The following is an 18,351-nucleotide window of genomic DNA, read 5'->3' as shown; positions in this document are numbered from 1 at the left end:
GTGGAATTAATGCGCGGTAAATATTGTGTTTTTTTGAGTATCCCCATCATTATTTTTTCAGGTTCTCCAGCATCACGATAGCGGTGTACAATACGCCCGCTTCGCCGCGGAACGTACCGGAGCCCCGGGGTTTATTATCTACCGAATACCATTCGTAGAAGCCGTTATTGTCTTTCACACGTTTTACCATGGGCTGTATCTGCTCGTAGGCCTCCTTCACAAAACCGTGTTTTATCAGTTGCTGTATCATCCGGGCGCCGAACCACGTCCAGTCGCCGCCGTTCTGGTAGCTGTAAACCGGGTTCATGATCTTGTTCGCAAAGTAACCTTCCGGGTAGGGAGGGTACAGCGTGAGGCCGATGGAAGCTGCACCGGCGAGTTTTACCCTTTTGACCATTTCATCGAGCGAAGCCTTGATCTGCGCTTTGCTGAGGAGGCCTGCTTCAATGGCAACGGTGGTGCCGCCGAAATAATAGATCTTGTTCTCGTCGAAACCGGCGGGGAAGGGAGAACCTTTGAGATAGATATGCGGAATGAACTTCTGTTCCTTTTTATCCCATAAATGTTTCATGCTGTTTTGCATAAGCCTGTTCCTCACCGGCTGCCATTTCTGCCTGGATGCGGGAAGAATGTCCATCAGGTTATTCAGGGCCACGATGAACATGGCGTTGTCGTAAATATCGATGGCGGGATGTGTGTTGGCATCCAGGTCAACGCCCCAGCCGTGCTCTGGTTGTACATCGCCCCAGTCTGCCGTGGTGGCGCCGATGATGAGCCCGTACTGTTTGTTGTAACGGTGGTTCATGAGGAAGTCCATCGAAAATTCCAGCCGTTCCGCCACCGTTTTATCGCCGATCTTTTCCTGCAGGATCGTTTTGTCGCCGGTGAGCTGGATGTACCGGTACACCGCCTGTACCAGCGAGGTCTCCTGGTCGGTCTCCACGGTGTTCTTGTGACCGGCGTATCGCGGCTCCAGTTTGGAATAGGAAAAATCCGTCTCGCCTTTGCCGATTTTCTCCGCGGGCGTGAAGCCGTCTATGATATTGCCATCGTCGCCCTGCATCCGGAAAAAGACCAGCAGGTTTTCTTTCAGCACTTCTTTCGGATTTACCTGGGCGGCCAGTTCGATGAAGGTATTGTAGTCGCGGATCCATACTTCCCGGTAACCGTCGCCGGCATTAAAGCCCGTTTTCATGACCTCCAGCGCTTTGTTTTTGACAAAGGCGAAGTACTCGTTGTTTTTTATTTCCTGTACGAGTTGCCTGCCTGCGGGCTCTTTTACCTGTGCGGTTCCCGCAAGGGCAGGAAGCAACAATAATAACGGAATACATTTCTTCATTTGTATGAGTATTGATAGTGATTGTTCAATTTAGTTTGATCAGCGGGCAGGGACTTTGAAAGGATATGCACCCGTTCCCCAGGAGCGGCTGGGTTCCGGCCCCAGCCATAACTCCAGCACGCCCCCCTTCGCGAAATCGCTGTGGGAAAAGAAAAACTGCTGATGCGGCTGCCCGTTCAGGGCGCCTCTCTGGATATAACAATGCTCCCTGGAATTATCGTGCGTTTTGATCACAAACTCTTTGCCCGGGTAATAATCGTTGTTGAGTTTGATGTTGATTTCGTCGAAAACGGGACTGGTGATGTCGTAAACGGGGTCGATGCCGGATGTGCCGGTAAGACTGAACAGCCCGATGGACGTCAGGGCGCTGACGCCACCCATCTGCCCCTGGTCTTCATCGTGCCCGCCGTAGCCCTTATCCGGCGTAATGCCGCCGTAGGCCTGTTCATTGACCCTTCTCACCCAGTACTGGCTCAGGTCGGGGCGACCGGCGTAATTAAACACATGGGCGTTGGAACATCCGGGCTGATTGGCATAACTGACGTAACCGGAACTGTAGCCGAACACGAAGTCCTGGCTTTTTGCCTGCTCGAACGCGTAATTGAGTTGTCGGCAGAGGGAATCGTTGCCACCCATCATATTCGCCAGCCGGCTGATGTCGTGAGAAACGGACCAGGTGGCCTGCCAGGCGTTGGCTTCCACCCAGCCGTTACCGTCGAGCGGGTTTTGATGCACCCATCCTCCCTGTTTGTTTTTGGGGAAGAGCAATTTTTGGGTGCTGTCGTACAGCCGGCTCCAGCCCTTCGACCGTGCGGAGAAATATTCGAAGTCTTTCTTTTTTCCGAGCTTTTTGGCCATTTGCGCCAGCGCCCAGTCCTGGAACGTGATTTCAGTGGTGATGCCTGCGTTGGAAGGGTAGTAGCCGTTTTTGATATAAAACTCCATTTCGTCTTTCCCGCCCATCATGCCGCCGGGCGCATGATTTTCTTTCATCACGCGGTAGGCCGTTGCGGTGGATTTTTTTGTCAGCACGCCTTTCTGGAAAGCCGACGTGATCAGGTTGGTAGCGGGGCAACCGGTCATGATATAGGTATATCCGCCGGCATTGGGGCCCCTTGGGAGCAATCTGCCGTTTTCGGCGTATTGTACCAGGCAGGCCGCAAAATCGTCGAGCACTTCGGGCCATGCGAGGCCCCACAATACGTTCAGGTTCCATTGCGTCAGCCAGAAGGCATCCGAATTGTACATGTGGAACTTCACTTTCCCTTTGCTGTCCCTGGGCAATGTCCGGATTTTAAACTTCGTGTTGATAGTGGCATTGCCGCGCCGTTCCCCTTCGGTGTTGTCGGGGTAGTCGCCGGATACATCGTCCAGCTTATGCCGTCCCAGCAACACATGCCACAAGTCGGTGTAAAACTTTATCTGCTGGCTGGCGCTGCCTCCTTTTACGGTGATGCGGCCCAGCATTTCATTCCATTCGTTTTGGGAGGCCGCACGGAGCTGGTCGAAATTCCAGTGCCTGCATTCCGATTCGAGGTTGCGCCGGGCGTTTTCTACGCTGGTGTAGGAAACCGCCACTTTCATCTGAACGGACTCGCCGGCTTTTACGCGATACCGTGCGGATACGCCGGTTGTGGGGGCATCGTAATAACTCATATGGCCACCTGGATTTTTGGCGGTTTTTTCCGGGCCGCCCGTTAAGGTGGTAACATCCTGCAGCTCACGTTTGTTGTCCCAGCCGTTCAGTTGTTCAAACGGTTTTTCGAAGTCGACCGCAAAATAGATCCGCACATTTTCCGGCCCGCCCCATAAACGGCCGGTGGTGTTGACGGAGCCTTCGATGCGGGTATTGCCGACCTTTTCTACCCGCGCATCGGTCATGGTGGTGGTGGACACATAACCGCCCAGGTTGATCAGGATATTGGCCAGCGCATCCCGGGTATAGGTAAAGCGGTAGAAGCTGACGCGGTCGCCCGCTGTCTGTTCCACCCATGTATGATAGTTGTCGAGGTAAAGGCGGTGATACCCCGGCTGGATGATCTCCCCGTCGTGTGAGAATTTCGACTTCCAGGCCTGCTCCCCGAGGTGAGGGGCAACGTCGCCGGTGGTGGGCATCAGCGTGATGCCGGCCAGCATCCAGCAATGTACCTGCGGAAATCCCAGCACCTCCGTCGAATTGTAATTGTATCCTCCGCCGTATTGATTTTTGTTGCGGGTCAGCGGCGATGCGCTGATCATGCCGAATGGCTGGCTGCCGGTAACACAGAAAAAATAGCGGCCCCGGGCAGACTCGATGTACGGGTCCACCCACGAAACCGGGTCGGCAAACCGGGCAGGCGCAGGGAACACTTCCATTTCCGACAGTCCTACGTTGGGACCGTCGGCATCCGTTGTTTCGAAACGCACCCAGCTCACGGTCTGATCCGCAAAACTCACCACTTTGGGCGCGCCGTTGTTCGGTATTTCGAAAACGGGTATCCGCGTGCCGTTGCTGAAGATGAGCATGCCGCCGGCATTGTGCGAGGTTTCCGCAGCCCGGTCGTACAACACGATTTTATTGACGGTCTGTGGTGTTTTCCAGTCCAGCTGCACCCAGGGGTAGTCGATATACCCCCAGAAAGTGACTTTGCTGTTGGATACCCATTCGCCGATGCCGTCTGTCCTGATAATGCCGTCAACAACCTGTTGTGCCTTTCCTTTCCCGCCGGCCTCGGAAGACGCCGTTACGCTGGCCGTGGCGGCGATATTGCCCGGGCCGGCAAACAACGGCCAGCTGCAAAGCATCAGTGAGAGCGTGCAGCAGGCAGTCAGTATTTTGATGGTGCGCATGTGATGGTGCTGTTTATGTTGTCAGTTGCTTGAAAACGTGGTTATCATTGCATGTCCGTGCTCATGGACGGCGGCGGTGTGTTGACACCGAACGTGGTATCGGGCCGCGGCCCCATTTCAAAACGCAGCACGCCGCCCGCGGTCAGTTTGTTGCGTTCAATCCAGCAGTTATCGACGGGTTTCCCGTTGAACGAAACCGACTGGATATACATATGCTGCTTCGAGTTGTTCGCTGATTCGATCACGAGTGTTTTACCGGTATAGTATTTCGGATGCAACCGGATCGTCACCTTTTCGAACAGCGGGCTGCCGAACTGAAAGGTGGGTTGCATGGCGGCATGCCCCTGCACATCGAACAGGCCCAGTGCGGCCATCACGTACCATGCCCCCAGCTGCCCCTGGTCTTCGTCCTGCCCGTATCCATACCCATGTAATGGTTCCGCGCCGTAGAACTCATCACAGATGGTGCGTGTCCATTGCTGTGTGAGCCAGGGTTTACCGGAGTAGTTGAACAGCCAGGAATGGTGCAGGCAGGGCTGGTTACCGTGGTTGTACAGTTTCTCGATCCCGGAAAAACTGTTGATTTCGTTGCCGCCGCCGAAGGTGGATTTGCGGCTTTCCTCAAAGGTATGCTCCAGCCGTTCGTTGAAGAGGTCTTTGCCCAGCAGCCGGATCAGACCCGCGATGTCCTGCGGCACGTACCAGGTGTACTGAAAGGCGTTGCCTTCCTGGAAACCTCTCCAGGGCTGCATCGGGTTGAAGTTTTCGATGAACGTTCCGTTTTCGTATTTCGGCCGGATCAGCCTGGTGGTTGTGTCGAAAAGATTTTTCCAGCATGCCGCCTGTTTCATCAGGCGCCGGTAATCGTCCTGCTTCCCGATGGCTTTGGCGAACTGTGCAACGGCGTAAGAGCTGAAGCAGAATTCAAGGGTGTGCGAGGCCCCGAAATTGAACTTCCAGCCGTTGGAAAGCAGGGTATCTTTTGAAGGGATGTAACCATGGTTCACCAGGTAATGCAGGTCATATTTCCCGGAGCCATAGGGGCGGTTGACGTACCCGGTTTCGTTTTTATAGGCCGCATCGTACGCCTGCTGCACATTAAAATCCCGGATCCCGCAGTTATAGGTGGCCGCAATCAGAAGACCGAAGAAATTCGTTTGCACCCCGTTGGAATGCGCGCCGGCCGCCACGCCATCATGCATCCAGCCGGTTTCCTCCGCAAAGTCGAGATTGGATTGTATGTACTGGCTCTGATAGTCCGGGTATGCCAGGGCCCATAGCTGGCCCAGATTCCAGAAAGCGCCCCAGATGCCGTCGGTGTTGTAATGATGATAGGGAGGCAGGCCGTTTTTGCCCGGAGGTATCTGGCCGATGCCGCCGTGGTTTTTCGGGTATTGCCCGTTCACATCGCTGGCCAGGCCTCTGCCCAGCAACGCATGATAGAGGCCGGTGTAGAATTTCACTTTGTTGATGCTGACTTTTCCTTCCACCCGGATACGCCCCAGTTTTTCGTCCCATTTGTCAGCCGCCGTTTTCCTGACGGCATCGAAACTTTTACCCGTAGCTTCCGACAGCAGGTTTTTCCTGGCATTTTCAATGCTGGTGTAAGAAAGCCCCACCTGCATTTCAATCACCTCGTTCTGCCGGGTGGAGAAATTCAGGAACATGCCGTTGCCGGTGCCGCGTGTTTCTTTCTGCTGCTGATAAACCAGGCTGTCTGTGAACGCGCCGAAAGATGCGGGCGCTTTGCTGAGCTTTATGACGAAATACATTTTCACCCGTTTCCCCGGGTCGCAGAATTTCAGGTATTCCGGGTACGTCACAATCGAGCCTTCCAGTTCTTTGGGGGCCGAGAGGCGCATGCTGGCTTCCGTTACCCCGCTGCTTTCTCCCTGGCGGTGCCCGATGTCTACGATGATGCGGGCGGTGGATGAAGCCGGGAAGGTATAGCGGTGATAACCGACTCTTTCGGTGGCGGTGAGCTCCGCTTTGATGCCATAGTCTTTCAAATACACGGAATAATAGCCCGGCACGGCGTGCTCCGACTTTTTATCGAAACGGGAACGGTAACCGGAATCGGGGTGCTCCAGTGTGCCTGGTGTGGTTTGCAGCGGGCCCGTAACAGGCATCACCACCAGTCCTCCGATCTGGAACTCATGGAAGTGGCCGAAACCTTCGATGGAAGTGTGCCGGTCGTCGTAGCCGCAGGGCTGCCAGCTCCCCGGGCTGCCGTATGCGTTGGTGTGCGGGGCGAGTTTAGCCATGCCGAAGGGCAGCGCTGCGGGCGTATAAAAGAACCACCTGCCGTGAACCGACCCTATCTGCGGGTCTACCCACGCGGAGGGACGGAACGTGCCGGTTTTTACCTGGGCGGTAGCGGCGGCGGAGAGCGCCAGCAGGAATAAAGCAGACAGTTTGATAATTTTCATGATCTTATCGGAATTGACGACATTTAAAATGTCAGGCTACCGGAACCGGTATGATCACTGGCGGCCGGCTCCGCTGACGGAAATATCCATAACGTGCCGCTGATACGGCTATTCAAATGTATATACATATGTACATATAATCAACAATTCCGCCGATTATTTTTGCCGGGAGGAATTACGGGTAACAAACTGGCGCAAAAAAATGTAATATTGTATATTCTTAAATACATATGACTTTTGCAATAGACCATAAGAGTCCTGTTCCGCTTCACATTCAGACAGAGGACCTGCTCCGGAAGATCATCAAACAGCCGCAATATCAGAAAGGTAAACATTTGCCCAATGAGATTGAGCTGGCGAGGACGCTGAATATATCGCGCGGGACGCTGCGGCAGGCGATCAACAAGCTTGTTTATGAGGGACTGCTCACCCGTAAGAAGGGGGTTGGTACCAAAGTCAACAATATGGTGAGCTCCAGGGCGCTGAACTGGCTGAGCTTTTCGCAGGAAATGGCGGTGAGGGGCATTCCCATCAAGAATTTCGAGACGCACCTGAGCTGGGTGAAGCCGGAGGAAAGTGTGCGGAATTTTTTCGATATAAAGGGGAACAGGAAGGTGTTGAAACTGGAGAAGTTAAGAGGGCGGCCCGAAGGTCCCTTTGTTTATTTTGTTTCTTATTTCCATCCAAGGATAGGCCTGACGGGGGAAGAAGATTTCAAGCGGCCGCTGTACGAGATCCTGGAAAGCGACTACCAGGTGGTGGCGGATCTATCCCAGGAGGAAATCAGCGCCAGGGCGGCCGACAAATTTCTGGCGGGCAAGCTGCAGCTCGATACGGGCAGCCCGATATTATGCAGAAAACGGTTCGTATTCGACCAGGCGGAGCGGCCCATCGAATATAACCTGGGCTTCTACAGGGCCGACAGTTTTGTTTATACCATCGAAAGCCGCAGGGAACAATAGCATGTATTGCGCCGGGCCTCCCGTAAAACGTTTCCCGGCAGCACAAAGGCAGCAGCAGATATTGCCCGGTGACATTCGCCGGGGCTTTTTTTCAGCGGCAGGCGGCGGCGTGATGCCGTAATCAGTTCCACGTATCAAAAATTAAGCGAACATCGGCGGGTTTCCCCGGAACGCCGTTTTGTTTCCCGACATTCCAACCCCTGCAAGCGCTCTGCGATACACCCTCCACCTGTAAGTACCCCAACACTGACAGGCGCATTCAATCACCGGCCGGCATTCCGAAAAAGATACGCATCCGTAACCACAGGTGCCCCGCTGTAAACCCGATTCTTTTCCCCAATGCTGCCGCCTGCAGGCCTTCCATGAAAGCAGACAAATATTCAATTGATGCAAAACCATCAAGCCGCAAAATATATTTGGAATTTCACAGATTGTTCAATATGTTTGTTCATATGTATGTACATATGGACAAACATATGCGTAAGTATGATAAGCGGGACGGATACCGGGATGTTCTGAAAGAATGGTGCGGGAAAACCAACCGCGCCGGAAATTGTTAATTATGGGCAGGGCCGCTTCGCTACGCAGCGGTGCGCCGGCTGCGCCAGAAGATCGCGCAACCAGATTGAGTTTGCAGGCTATTCAACCGGCGACCTCGTTTTCAAACAAAATGAGCCCGGCGCACTGGTATTCAAAGCCGGAATGGTTGATGCCGGATATCGCCGGAACGATCAATTTACCTGTCACGGAGCATTATAACATTCTGAAATAAATGAAAGGGGGTCTGAAAAAAATAGGAGTGGATGTAGGCGGCAGCCACATTACCGCGGCGCTCATCGGTGAATCCGGCGGAGAGTGGCAGCTGTTGCATAAAAACAGGATGGCCCTCGATTCTGCAGACAGCGCCTACAACATTGTGGCCGCGATCAGCGACTGTATCGAAGAGCTCCAGTTCGGCGTGCAGGCAATCGAAACCGTAGGCATTGCTTTCCCCGGCCCCTTTGATTATGAAAAGGGCGTTAGCGCTATTCTCAGCGTTGGGGGGAAATTCGAGCAAACCTTCGGCCTGCATGTAAAACAGGCCATCCAGGATTTGACGGGCCTGCAAAATATTCATTTCCAGTTTTCCAATGATGCGCACTGTTTTGCCGCCGGCGCATACCGGCTGCTCGGGCTCAGGAGCAGGCGGACTATTTTCCTGACACTGGGCACGGGGCTGGGCTCCGCTTTCATGGCGGATGGCCGGGTATTGATGCAGCATCCGGATATTCCTGCGTCCGGCGCCTTGTACGACCAGGACTATGGTGAAGGGAAGGCGGACGACTATTTTTCCACCCGCTGGATTGTAAATGCCTATGCCCAAAAAACAGGTTCGGATATTACCTGCGTGAAAAAAATAGTGGAAAGCGGGGAGCCCGCGGCCGCTGAAGTAATGCAGCAATTCGGCGCCGGCCTCGGACAGTTTCTGCGTCCCTGGCTGCAACAGTTCGGATGCGACGAACTGGTGATTGGCGGGAACATCGCCAGGGCTTTTGCCCTCTTCGGCCCTTCGTTCAAAAAAGAAATCGGCGATCTGGCCGATACCATCAACATCGTATTGTCCGAGAATACGGAAGACTGCATCATTTCCGGGGCGGCGATCATCGCGACGATTGCGGCCAGTGATAAATATTCAAACAGCAAAAAAATAATGAGAAAAACGCTTCAGGAACTGCTACCATTGACTGTATCGAAAAACGCTACAGCGGCTTATGACATCTATCCATCCTTTCCGTCCGCTGAAATAGTATACAGCGGGTTTGATTCACTGGCGGCGGAAGTATTAAAAGAAAAAGTAATCATCATAGACGGATACGGCGGCGTACTGTGGGAGAATTTCAGGGAACAATTGCATGCCGCGTTAAAAGCCGGGAATAAACAGGTGTTCTGGTACGATATCGGGGCCTGCCTGAAACCTGCCGCGGAAATACAGGCGATGATCGCAGACAGCCTGAATGGAGACGACCCGGTATTCGGGAAAAGATACACCGGGGAACTGGCGGATTTTTTCGATGCCGGCAAACTGCGGCAGATCAAACCGGATCCCGCCGCGGATATTTCCATCATTTACGGTACCGGCGCCGCATTGAGCGGCATCAAAGGGAAGCTGTACTATGCGGATGTGCCCAAAAACGAGATCCAGTTCAGGATGCGCGCCGGCAGTATTGCCAACCTCGGGGCGGAGGGGCCGGAAGACGGTACACAGATGTACAAACGGTTTTATTTTGTAGACTGGCCGGTGCTCAACAAACATAAAGCAGCGTTGCTGCCGGCAATAGACTGCCTGATCGACGAGCAGCGCATACAGGTGATCACCTGGATGAAGGGCGACGCTTTCAGGCGCACATTGCTCCGCATGCTGCAGCAGCCATTCCGGGCAAGGCCCTGGTTCGAGCCGGGGGTGTGGGGCGGCGACTGGATGAAAAAACACATTCCGGGGCTTTCCCAGGACGCCATCAACTACGCCTGGTCTTTCGAACTGATCACACCCGAAAACGGCATCGTGCTGGAAGGCGACGGCAACCTGCTGGAAGCTTCCTTTGATTTCCTGCTGTACGCAGACAACGAAAAGTTACTGGGCAAGGCGGCTCCGCGCTTCGGAACGGAATTCCCCATACGCTTCGACTTCCTCGATACGTTCAACGGCGGCAACCTTTCCATACAATGCCATCCCCGGCCGGAATACGCCAAAGAACATTTCGGCGAAAACTTTACACAGGATGAAACTTATTATATCCTCGATTGCAAACCGGACGCTTCGGTTTATCTCGGCTTCCAGGACGATATTGACCCGGAAGAATTTAAATCGGCCCTGATTGAAGCGCAGGCCACCGGCGATGAAATGGAAGTGGAAAAATACGTGCAGAAACTGCCGGCGCACAAACACGACCTGTTCCTCATACCGAACGGAACGATCCACGCATCCAGCGTCAACAACCTGGTGCTCGAGATCAGCAGCACGCCTTATATTTTCACGTTCAAAAAATACGACTGGCAGCGGCCCGGCCTCAACGGCCAGCCCCGTCCCATTAACATCGACCATGCCCTGAATAACCTGTACTTCGACCGGAAAGGGGATTACGTTGCAGCCAAATTGATATCGCATCCCGTGGTGGAAGAGGAATGGGAAGGCGGCCGGAAGTTGCAGCTGCCCACGCACGAAGAACATTTTTACACCGTGCAGCGGTATGAGTTTACCGATAGCGTCACCATCAGCACCAATGGCCAGTGCCATATATGTATGCTGGTAGAAGGGCAACAGATCAGTGTAAACGGCGGCGGCAGCGAGACGGCGTTCTATTTTGCGGAGACTTTTGTTGTGCCCGCATCCACAGGAAGCTATGAAGTGACCAACAAAGGCAACGGTACGGCGTTCCTGGTGGTGGCGCATGTAAAAGACAGCCATTGCTGATATCCCGTATTTAACAATCAACCTATCATTCCATCTGGTAACTGCAATTTATGACGCAAGTAAAAACAAACAGGTTCATCGCTCTCATTACGCTTATCGCTGCGCTGGGAGGTTTTCTTTTCGGTTTCGATATGGCCGTGGTAAGCGGGATCATCGAACCGGTGAAGCTCCAGTACGGGCTGTCGTCGTCGCAGGAAGGCCTGTTTGTATCCTGTGCCTTGCTGGGTTGCATTGCCGGTGTGGCTTTCTCGGGCTATCTCAGCGATAAGATCGGTAGAAGGAAGGTATTGTTCATCGCCGCGGTGCTTTTTCTGGTAAGTGCGGTGGGCTTTGCATTCTCCACATCCTATGCGGTGCTGATTTTCTTCCGTGTGTTGGCAGGGGTTGCGGTTGGCGTGGCATCCAACGTGTCGCCGCTGTACATTTCCGAAGTTGCCCCGGGGCGGAAAAGGGGAGCGCTTGTTACCTATTACCAGCTCGCCATTACCGTGGGCATCCTGTGCGCCTACCTGAGCAACTATTTTATCCTGAAGCATGCGGCGGCATATACCGGCGCCGAAAGCGGCATATGGTTCCAGCTGTTTGTAACGGATGCGTGGCGCGGCATGTTCCTGGTTGGTGTTATCCCGGCTTTGGCTTTTACATCATTACTTCTCATTGTGCCGGAAAGCCCCAGATGGCTTGTCCGGTACGGGAGAACGGATGAAGCGATGGAGGTGCTGCGGAAAGTATCGGGTGAAGAAAACGCCGTTGTGGAATTGAAAGCCATACAGGAAGCGGCTGCCCAGCAGAAAGGCGGTCTGGCGGACCTGATGCGTCACCCGCTGAAGAAATTACTCGCGCTGGCCATGATACTCACCGCACTGTCGCAGCTCAGCGGCATCAACGGCGTTATCTTTTACGGACCCACCATCATGAAATCGGCCGGTATCGTTACCAGTGATGCCCTGTTTTACCAGGTCATATTGGGCGTGGCGAATACACTCTTCACATTTATCGCCATTCTGAAAGTGGACAGCTGGGGCCGCCGCCCGCTGTACCTCTACGGTTCCCTTTTCTCGGCGCTGGCGTTGGCACTGACCGGCTTTTGTTTTTTAACTGACATCACCGGATGGCTTATGCTCGGCAGCATCATTCTTTTCCTGCTGTTTTTCGCGCTTTCGCTGGGGCCATTGAAATTCGTCATTTCCACGGAAATATTCCCGACGCATATCAGGGGCACGGCATTGTCGATTTGTATCATGACCATGTGGGTGGCCGACTGGCTGGTCAACCTCCTGTTTCCCATCATGCGCGACGGGCTGGGCATTGCTGTGACCTTTTTTGTGTTCGCGTTTTTCTGTTTCCTGTCGTTTTTATACGCTAAGAGCAAACTGATGGAAACAAAAGGGAAAAGCCTGGAGGAGATAGAAAAAATGCTAACCTGAAAATACATCCCTGATATACCGGAAAAATATTTTGAATAACGGGATTAAGCGTCTTTGTAGTGCTGCCCGCTGAACGAACCGGCGATGGACAGTTGTTGGCAGTGCCGGGCGCCGGATGAACAGATTTATGAAAGATGAACGGCCGGTTATTGCCGCCCACGTGTAAATTCTACGAGATGACAGAACAGCTACTCAAATTGACCGTGCAATTCTTTTGCCCCCGGTGGGGGCAGGAGCACGAAACGTATGACGCTTTTTGCAGAAAGGTAAAAGATGCGGGATATGACGGGATTGAAGCGCCTGTACCTGACGATGAAAGGGAGAAAGAGGCCATGATGAATGCCTTGTCCAGGTATGACCTGCTCCTGGTGGGCCAATACTACCAGTCTTTCGAAAAAGATTTCCAACAACATATCGCCGCCTACGAAAAGCACCTGCGCAACCTCATGGAAGCAAAACCGGTGAAGATCGATTCGCAAACCGGGAAGGACTATTATTCTTTTGATCAGAACAAAGCGTTGTTCGATCTGGCGGAGAAACTATCGGCAGAGTACGGTATCCCGGTCGCCCACGAAACACACCGCAATAAAGCCCTGTTCTCCGCACATAATACACAATCGATACTGGAGCAGGTTCCTCAACTGTCCATCACCGCCGATTTTTCGCACTGGTGCACGGTTGCCGAAAGTTTGCTCGAAGATCAGGCCGATGCGCTCGCGCTGGCCTGCCGGCGGGCTATTCATGTACATGCCCGGGTAGGGCACGAAGAAGCGCCGCAGGTAAACGATCCACGCTCGCCGGAATGGGAGCGGCAGCTGAACGCACATCTGCGCTGGTGGGATGCCATTCTGGAACATCACCGGGAAAGGGGGGCATCCACAATGACCGTTACGCCTGAATTCGGTCCCCTGCCGTATATGCCGGCTATGCCATACACCCGGGAACCGCTGGCCAGCCAATGGGACATCAATATCCATATGATGCACCTGTTGAAACAACGATGCCGGTAGGGTGATACAATGAGCTCGGTCCCGCCGGCGGACTGTAAATCCAATTGGCGAAAGATGCGGTATTACGGTTGACATTAGACAGCAATCTCGAAATATAAATAATGAAAAATTTCTTTTGTGGCTTATTGGTATTAAGCAGCGTTTGTTCTGTTGCACAAAACAGGCCGGCCGATGGCCGTCAGCGGCCGTATGTGGAATATCATGTATCGGTGAACGGTGATGATAACAATGACGGCACATCCTCCCGTCCTTTGAAAACGATCATGGCGGCCGCCCATAAAGCGATGCCGGGGGACGTGATCACCGTACATGGGGGCATTTACCGCGAGGCAATCACGCCGCCGAGAGGCGGGAACAGCGGGCAGGAGCGGATTGTGTACCAGGCGGCCCGTGGAGAGAAAGTAGTGGTGAAAGGCTCCGAAGTTGTGAAAGGCTGGCAACGGCTGAATGAGGATACCTGGGTGGTCAGCATCGCCAACAGTTTCTTCGGAAAGTTTAATCCCTATAAGGAATACATTCACGGCGACTGGTTCTGGCCCACGCCGAAAGACAGGAAATACCTGAGAGGCGCTGTATACCTGAACGGCGACTGGCTGATGGAGGCGGCTAAGAAAGAAGAAGCGCTGCGCCCCGCCGATGCAAAGAATCCGCTCTGGTGGGCGGCGGTAGACGCGGACAGTACCACCATTTGGGCGCAGTTCAAAAATATTGACCCGAACAGGGAACTGGTGGAGGTGAATGTCCGCCCCACCGTTTTTTACCCGGATAAACCCTTCATGAATTTTATCACTGTTCGCGGGTTTACGATGGAGCAGGCGGCTACCAACTGGGCGCCTCCCACAGCGGAGCAGATGGGGCTCATCGGAACACACTGGAGCCGTGGCTGGATCATCGAAGATAATACAGTGCGGTACTCAAAATGTGTCGGTATTTCGCTGGGCAAATACGGCGATGCGCATGATAATAATCAAACCGAGTCCGCGGAAGGTTATGTGGGTACCATCAAAAGGGCATTGGCGTTCGGCTGGAACAAAAGCACCATCGGCGGGCATCTTGTTCGCAACAATACCATCAGCCATTGTGAACAGACCGGCATCGTGGGGAGCATGGGCTGCGCCTACAGCATCGTGGAAGGCAACACCATTCACGATATCTACATCCGCCGCTTGTTCAGCGGGGCGGAGCAGGCGGCCATCAAGTTCCATGGCGCGGTAGACGTCCAGATTCGCAATAACCACATCTACCGCAGCAACTTCGGTATCTGGCTCGACTGGATGGCACAGGGCGCCCAGGTAAACAATAACCTCATGCACGATAACGACGAGGATATCTTCCTGGAAGTGAATCATGGCCCGATGCTCGTGAGCAACAATATCCTGTTGTCCAAAACCAGCTTCCTGATGAATTCAGGCGGGGCGGCCATCGTGCATAATATGATCGGCGGGAAAATAAGGGTGATCAGCTACGACAGCCGGTTAACGCCTTATCACCGCGCTCATGCCACCGAGCTGGCGGGCCTGCACGACAATCCCGGCGGCGACATCCAGTTCGTCAACAACCTGTTCGTGAACAGGGGAGATGCAGGTGAATATAGCAAAGCCTTACTCCCCGTAACATTTACCGGGAACGTGTACACAAAGGGAGCCGTCAGGGCCGTCAATGCCGATAGGACGCAGCGGTTGGGGGAGATGAACGCGGGCGGAAAGGAAAAAATGAAGCAATACAAGGAGCAGGCAGCCACGGAACTGCAGGCTTTGGTGAAAACCGGTTTTGATGCCGCAGCCCGTTTGATCACCCGCAACGATGGGATTTATCTCGAAATAAATCTTGACAAAAACTGGCTGACGGAACAGCCCCGGAAACTGGTGACTACACAATCGCTGCGCCCGGCTATTGTTCCGGCATTACCGTTCGGGAATAGTGACGGTACATCGCTGAAAATAGATACGGATTATTCCGGGAGCCGGCGTAATACCGCCAATCCATCACCGGGGCCGTTTGAGATAAAGCGTAGCGGTAAGCTGGAGATAAAAGTAAAATAACATCGATACACACCCGTGCCAATATCCCGGCCGTCAACGGCGGGAATTGCCGGTATTTACCTCGCATCATCAATATCAGACAAAAAAATATTTATGCGTACTCACAAAATCAAACGGACAATGGATGGTTTAGCGACACAGATAAGGCGATGCTTTTATGCACCGCCTGTCTTGCCGATACCCTATCGTTATCCGGCGGCCATCCTGGCCGGAAAGGCTCTTCCGGCAATGCTGCTGCTACTTTCTTTGCAGGTTTCGGCACAGAACAACCCCGTATCACCGATACCCGTACCGGCGGCACCTTCCAATCTGTTGCCGGGGAAAACGGCACCGGAGGTCACGGACATCTGGGTGGTGTTTAAAACGCACTGCGACATCGGTTACACCATGCCCGTGGAGGCGGTGCTGAAAAAGTACCGGGAAGATATGATGGACAATGCCGTCCGTTTAATAGACGCCGACAAACAAAAGCCGGTGAATGAAAGATTTAAATGGACCATCGCTGGCTGGCCGATGAAAGGCGCTATTCTCGGCCCGTTGCAGACGCCGGACAGGAAACGCAAAGTGGAGCAGGCGCTCCGGGACGGAACGATCAGCGTTCATGCGCTGCCGGCGACGATGGAATCGGATGTGATGGAACCGGAAGACTACGTGCGGGGATTGATTTTTTCTTCACAGATCGCCCGCGAGTACGGTCACAAATTGCCGGTGGCGGCGAAGATGACCGATGTGCCGGCGCACAGCTGGCTGCTGCCGTCCCTGTTGCATCATGCCGGTATCAAATTCATCCAGATCGGCTGTAATTATACTGTACGCCCGGTGGCCGTTCCGCAGCTTTTCTGGTGGGAAGGCCCCGATGGCTCACGGGTGCTTTGTAATTATACACCGCACTACGGATCCGGCGTTAAGCCTCCCGAAAACTGGCCTTCTAAAAATTACCTCGCCGTTATCATGACGCACGACAATGACGGTCCCCCTTCTCCCAAAGAAATCGAAGACGTGAAAAAACAGCTGGCCGGTATGAAAGGCGTGAAGCTGCATTTTTCAGACCTCGAGGAATATGCGGCCGCCTTATTGAAAGAAAACCCGGAAGTACCCGTCGTTCGGGGTGATATGGTGGACCCGTGGATACACGGTGTGATGGCGATGCCCGTAGAATCGAAAACGGCCCGTAATGTACGCCCATTGATACCGGCGCTCGACGTATTAAATACACAGCTGAAAGGATGGGGGCTGGTGCCGTCTTCATTGGCGGCCCCACTGGCAAAGGCGTATGAAAACAGCCTCCTTTTCAGCGAGCATACTTTCGGCGCCCTTACGCCCGGATACGGAGCGTTTTCGGCGGACGGTAAAACTAATCCGCCGGCCGAGGTGAGATATAAGTACAACGACGAATTTGTCAAAGCCAGGAAAGCGGGTTTTTATGAAAAGTTCGAATCGAGTTTTAAAGACAAGGCAAGATATATCGAGATCACAGACAGCATCACTACTACGGGACTGCAGTCGAGATTGAAACTGCTGGCCGGTAACGTAAAGGCGAATTCGGGAGACGTGGTAGTGTATAATGCATTGCCATGGGCGCGCAGCGGGGTGGTGGATTTGAACGGCGAAAAAATGGTGGCGGAAAACATCCCTGCCAATGGCTACGCCGTCATCAAGAAAACCGCGTCTGCCTTTTCGCCTCTCGATGCCGGTACGGCTGTACTACAGACCAAATACTTTACGGCGAAATTCGATACTCGGAAAGGCGGCATCGTGTCGCTGATTGAAAAATCTACGGGAAGGGAGCTCGTTGATCAGCAATCAGCGTATGCATTGGGCCAGTTCCTCCATGAAAGATTCAGCTATGCCCAGACGATGGATTACCATGACAGGAATTATACGAGGAATAATCATGGCGCCGGCGCAAAGCCCAACATGCCGAAGGATATTACCTACCTGGCCACCACGCTTAGTAGCTGGACAATAAAAATGGAACGTTCCGCGATGGCCGACAAGGTGACGCTTGTGACGGAGCAGGCAGCGCCTGTGGCCGGGTCGGTTTCGATCGAATACACATTCCCGGCGGCTTTCCCCTATGTGGATGTGGAATGGTCTATAAAAGATAAGGTGCCCAATACGGTGCCCGAAGGGGGCTGGCTTTGTTTCCCCTTAAACGTCCGGCAGCCTCAATATACCGTTGGGCGTCTGGGTGGAGCGATGGACCTGGCGAAGGATCAGATCGTAGGCGGTAACAGATATCTGTACGGGGTACAGACGGGAGCTTCCCTGGTGGAGGCGGGTGGAGCCGGCATCGGGATTTGCGCCATCGACGCACCGTTGCTCAGTTTCGGCGAGCCGGGCCTCTGGAAATACGACTACGATTATTTCCCCAAACAGCCTGCTGTATTTGTGAACCTGTACAACAACATGTGGAATACGAATTTCCCCTACTGGACGGAAGGGTCGTGGAGTGAGCGCGTGCGTATCTGGGGCATAAACCCCGGCGAAAAAACCGCGGAGAACCTCGCTGTGAAGTCATGGGAAGCCAGGGTGCCGCTGATGGCGGTTGCTGCCGGCGGACAGGGGAAGAAGCTGCCTTCGCGGCAGGCCGGCATCACCGTTTCTCGGAAGGGTGTGCTGGTTACAGCCTTCGGTGCAGATCCGGATGGCAACAAAGGTACATTGCTACGCTTGTGGGAACAGGCGGGTAACGCCGGGGAACTGACGGTCACGCTGCCAAAAGGGCAAACGTTCAGCAAAGCCACGCCCGTAAGCCTTCGTGGCGAAACCGCCGGCAAACCGGTAAAAATCATCAACGGAAAACTCAATTGTTCCATCCGGCAATTCGGGCCGGCCAGTTTTATACTGGAATAAAGCGCG

The 18,351-nt window shown here is 53.7% G+C and carries 10 protein-coding genes; 7 read left to right on the top strand and 3 right to left on the bottom strand.

The annotated features are described in order from the left end of the window. Positions 1–49: 49 nt before the first annotated feature. Genes EGT74_RS02945 through EGT74_RS02935 form a run of 3 tightly spaced genes read right to left on the bottom strand, consistent with a single transcriptional unit; the run spans position 50 to position 6,597 of the window. A complete protein-coding gene (locus EGT74_RS02945) occupies positions 50–1,339 on the bottom strand; it encodes a GH36-type glycosyl hydrolase domain-containing protein (protein ID WP_123845043.1) in 1,290 nt (429 codons plus the stop codon). Positions 1,340–1,378: 39 nt separating this feature from the next. Beyond that, on the bottom strand, positions 1,379–4,168 hold the full coding sequence (locus tag EGT74_RS02940; protein WP_123845042.1) for a GH92 family glycosyl hydrolase: 2,790 nt from the start codon (positions 4,166–4,168) through the stop codon (positions 1,379–1,381). Between the two features lie 44 nt (positions 4,169–4,212). Next, the gene (locus tag EGT74_RS02935) at positions 4,213–6,597 is read right to left on the bottom strand and encodes a GH92 family glycosyl hydrolase (RefSeq protein ID WP_123845041.1); all 2,385 of its coding nucleotides are present in this window, start codon (positions 6,595–6,597) and stop codon (positions 4,213–4,215) included. A gap of 230 nt (positions 6,598–6,827) precedes the next feature. Here EGT74_RS02935 and EGT74_RS02930 point away from each other — a divergent pair, with 230 nt between their 5' ends. The 7 genes from EGT74_RS02930 (at position 6,828) to EGT74_RS02900 (ending at position 18,345) form a co-directional block, all read left to right on the top strand. Continuing rightward, positions 6,828–7,559: a GntR family transcriptional regulator gene (locus tag EGT74_RS02930; protein ID WP_123845040.1), complete on the top strand. Its 732-nt coding sequence runs from the start codon at positions 6,828–6,830 to the stop codon at positions 7,557–7,559. 562 nt (positions 7,560–8,121) lie between these two features. Beyond that, complete coding sequence (locus EGT74_RS02925) at positions 8,122–8,331, top strand: hypothetical protein (RefSeq protein ID WP_123845039.1); 210 nt, start codon at positions 8,122–8,124, stop codon at positions 8,329–8,331. Further along, complete coding sequence (locus EGT74_RS02920) at positions 8,332–11,010, top strand: ROK family protein (RefSeq protein ID WP_123845038.1); 2,679 nt, start codon at positions 8,332–8,334, stop codon at positions 11,008–11,010. It begins immediately after the preceding gene. A 50-nt stretch (positions 11,011–11,060) separates the two neighbouring features. Continuing rightward, complete coding sequence (locus tag EGT74_RS02915; RefSeq protein WP_123845037.1) at positions 11,061–12,437, top strand: sugar porter family MFS transporter; 1,377 nt, start codon at positions 11,061–11,063, stop codon at positions 12,435–12,437. A 176-nt stretch (positions 12,438–12,613) separates the two neighbouring features. Beyond that, a complete protein-coding gene (locus EGT74_RS02910; RefSeq protein WP_220392798.1) occupies positions 12,614–13,447 on the top strand; it encodes a sugar phosphate isomerase/epimerase family protein in 834 nt (277 codons plus the stop codon). A 101-nt stretch (positions 13,448–13,548) separates the two neighbouring features. Further along, positions 13,549–15,489 (top strand): right-handed parallel beta-helix repeat-containing protein, encoded by a 1,941-nt coding sequence (locus EGT74_RS02905; protein WP_123845036.1) that lies wholly within the window; start codon positions 13,549–13,551, stop codon positions 15,487–15,489. A gap of 228 nt (positions 15,490–15,717) precedes the next feature. Continuing rightward, the gene (locus EGT74_RS02900) at positions 15,718–18,345 is read left to right on the top strand and encodes a glycoside hydrolase family 38 N-terminal domain-containing protein (RefSeq protein ID WP_158617975.1); all 2,628 of its coding nucleotides are present in this window, start codon (positions 15,718–15,720) and stop codon (positions 18,343–18,345) included. The last annotated feature ends 6 nt before the right edge of the window (positions 18,346–18,351 follow it).

The organism is Chitinophaga lutea (assembly GCF_003813775.1).
GTDB classification, from domain to species: domain Bacteria; phylum Bacteroidota; class Bacteroidia; order Chitinophagales; family Chitinophagaceae; genus Chitinophaga; species Chitinophaga lutea.
This window is presented reverse-complemented; position numbering and strand designations above follow the sequence as displayed.

What these genes read in the sequence shown, in the direction of transcription:
- EGT74_RS02945 (WP_123845043.1), bottom strand. Translation starts at nt 1,339, where the DNA reads ATGAAGAAATGTATTCCGTTATTATTGTTGCTTCCTGCCCTTGCGGGA.
- EGT74_RS02940 (WP_123845042.1), bottom strand. Translation starts at nt 4,168, where the DNA reads ATGCGCACCATCAAAATACTGACTGCCTGCTGCACGCTCTCACTGATG.
- EGT74_RS02935 (WP_123845041.1), bottom strand. Translation starts at nt 6,597, where the DNA reads ATGAAAATTATCAAACTGTCTGCTTTATTCCTGCTGGCGCTCTCCGCC.
- EGT74_RS02930 (WP_123845040.1), top strand. Translation starts at nt 6,828, where the DNA reads ATGACTTTTGCAATAGACCATAAGAGTCCTGTTCCGCTTCACATTCAG.
- EGT74_RS02925 (WP_123845039.1), top strand. Translation starts at nt 8,122, where the DNA reads ATGGGCAGGGCCGCTTCGCTACGCAGCGGTGCGCCGGCTGCGCCAGAA.
- EGT74_RS02920 (WP_123845038.1), top strand. Translation starts at nt 8,332, where the DNA reads ATGAAAGGGGGTCTGAAAAAAATAGGAGTGGATGTAGGCGGCAGCCAC.
- EGT74_RS02915 (WP_123845037.1), top strand. Translation starts at nt 11,061, where the DNA reads ATGACGCAAGTAAAAACAAACAGGTTCATCGCTCTCATTACGCTTATC.
- EGT74_RS02910 (WP_220392798.1), top strand. Translation starts at nt 12,614, where the DNA reads ATGACAGAACAGCTACTCAAATTGACCGTGCAATTCTTTTGCCCCCGG.
- EGT74_RS02905 (WP_123845036.1), top strand. Translation starts at nt 13,549, where the DNA reads ATGAAAAATTTCTTTTGTGGCTTATTGGTATTAAGCAGCGTTTGTTCT.
- EGT74_RS02900 (WP_158617975.1), top strand. Translation starts at nt 15,718, where the DNA reads ATGCTGCTGCTACTTTCTTTGCAGGTTTCGGCACAGAACAACCCCGTA.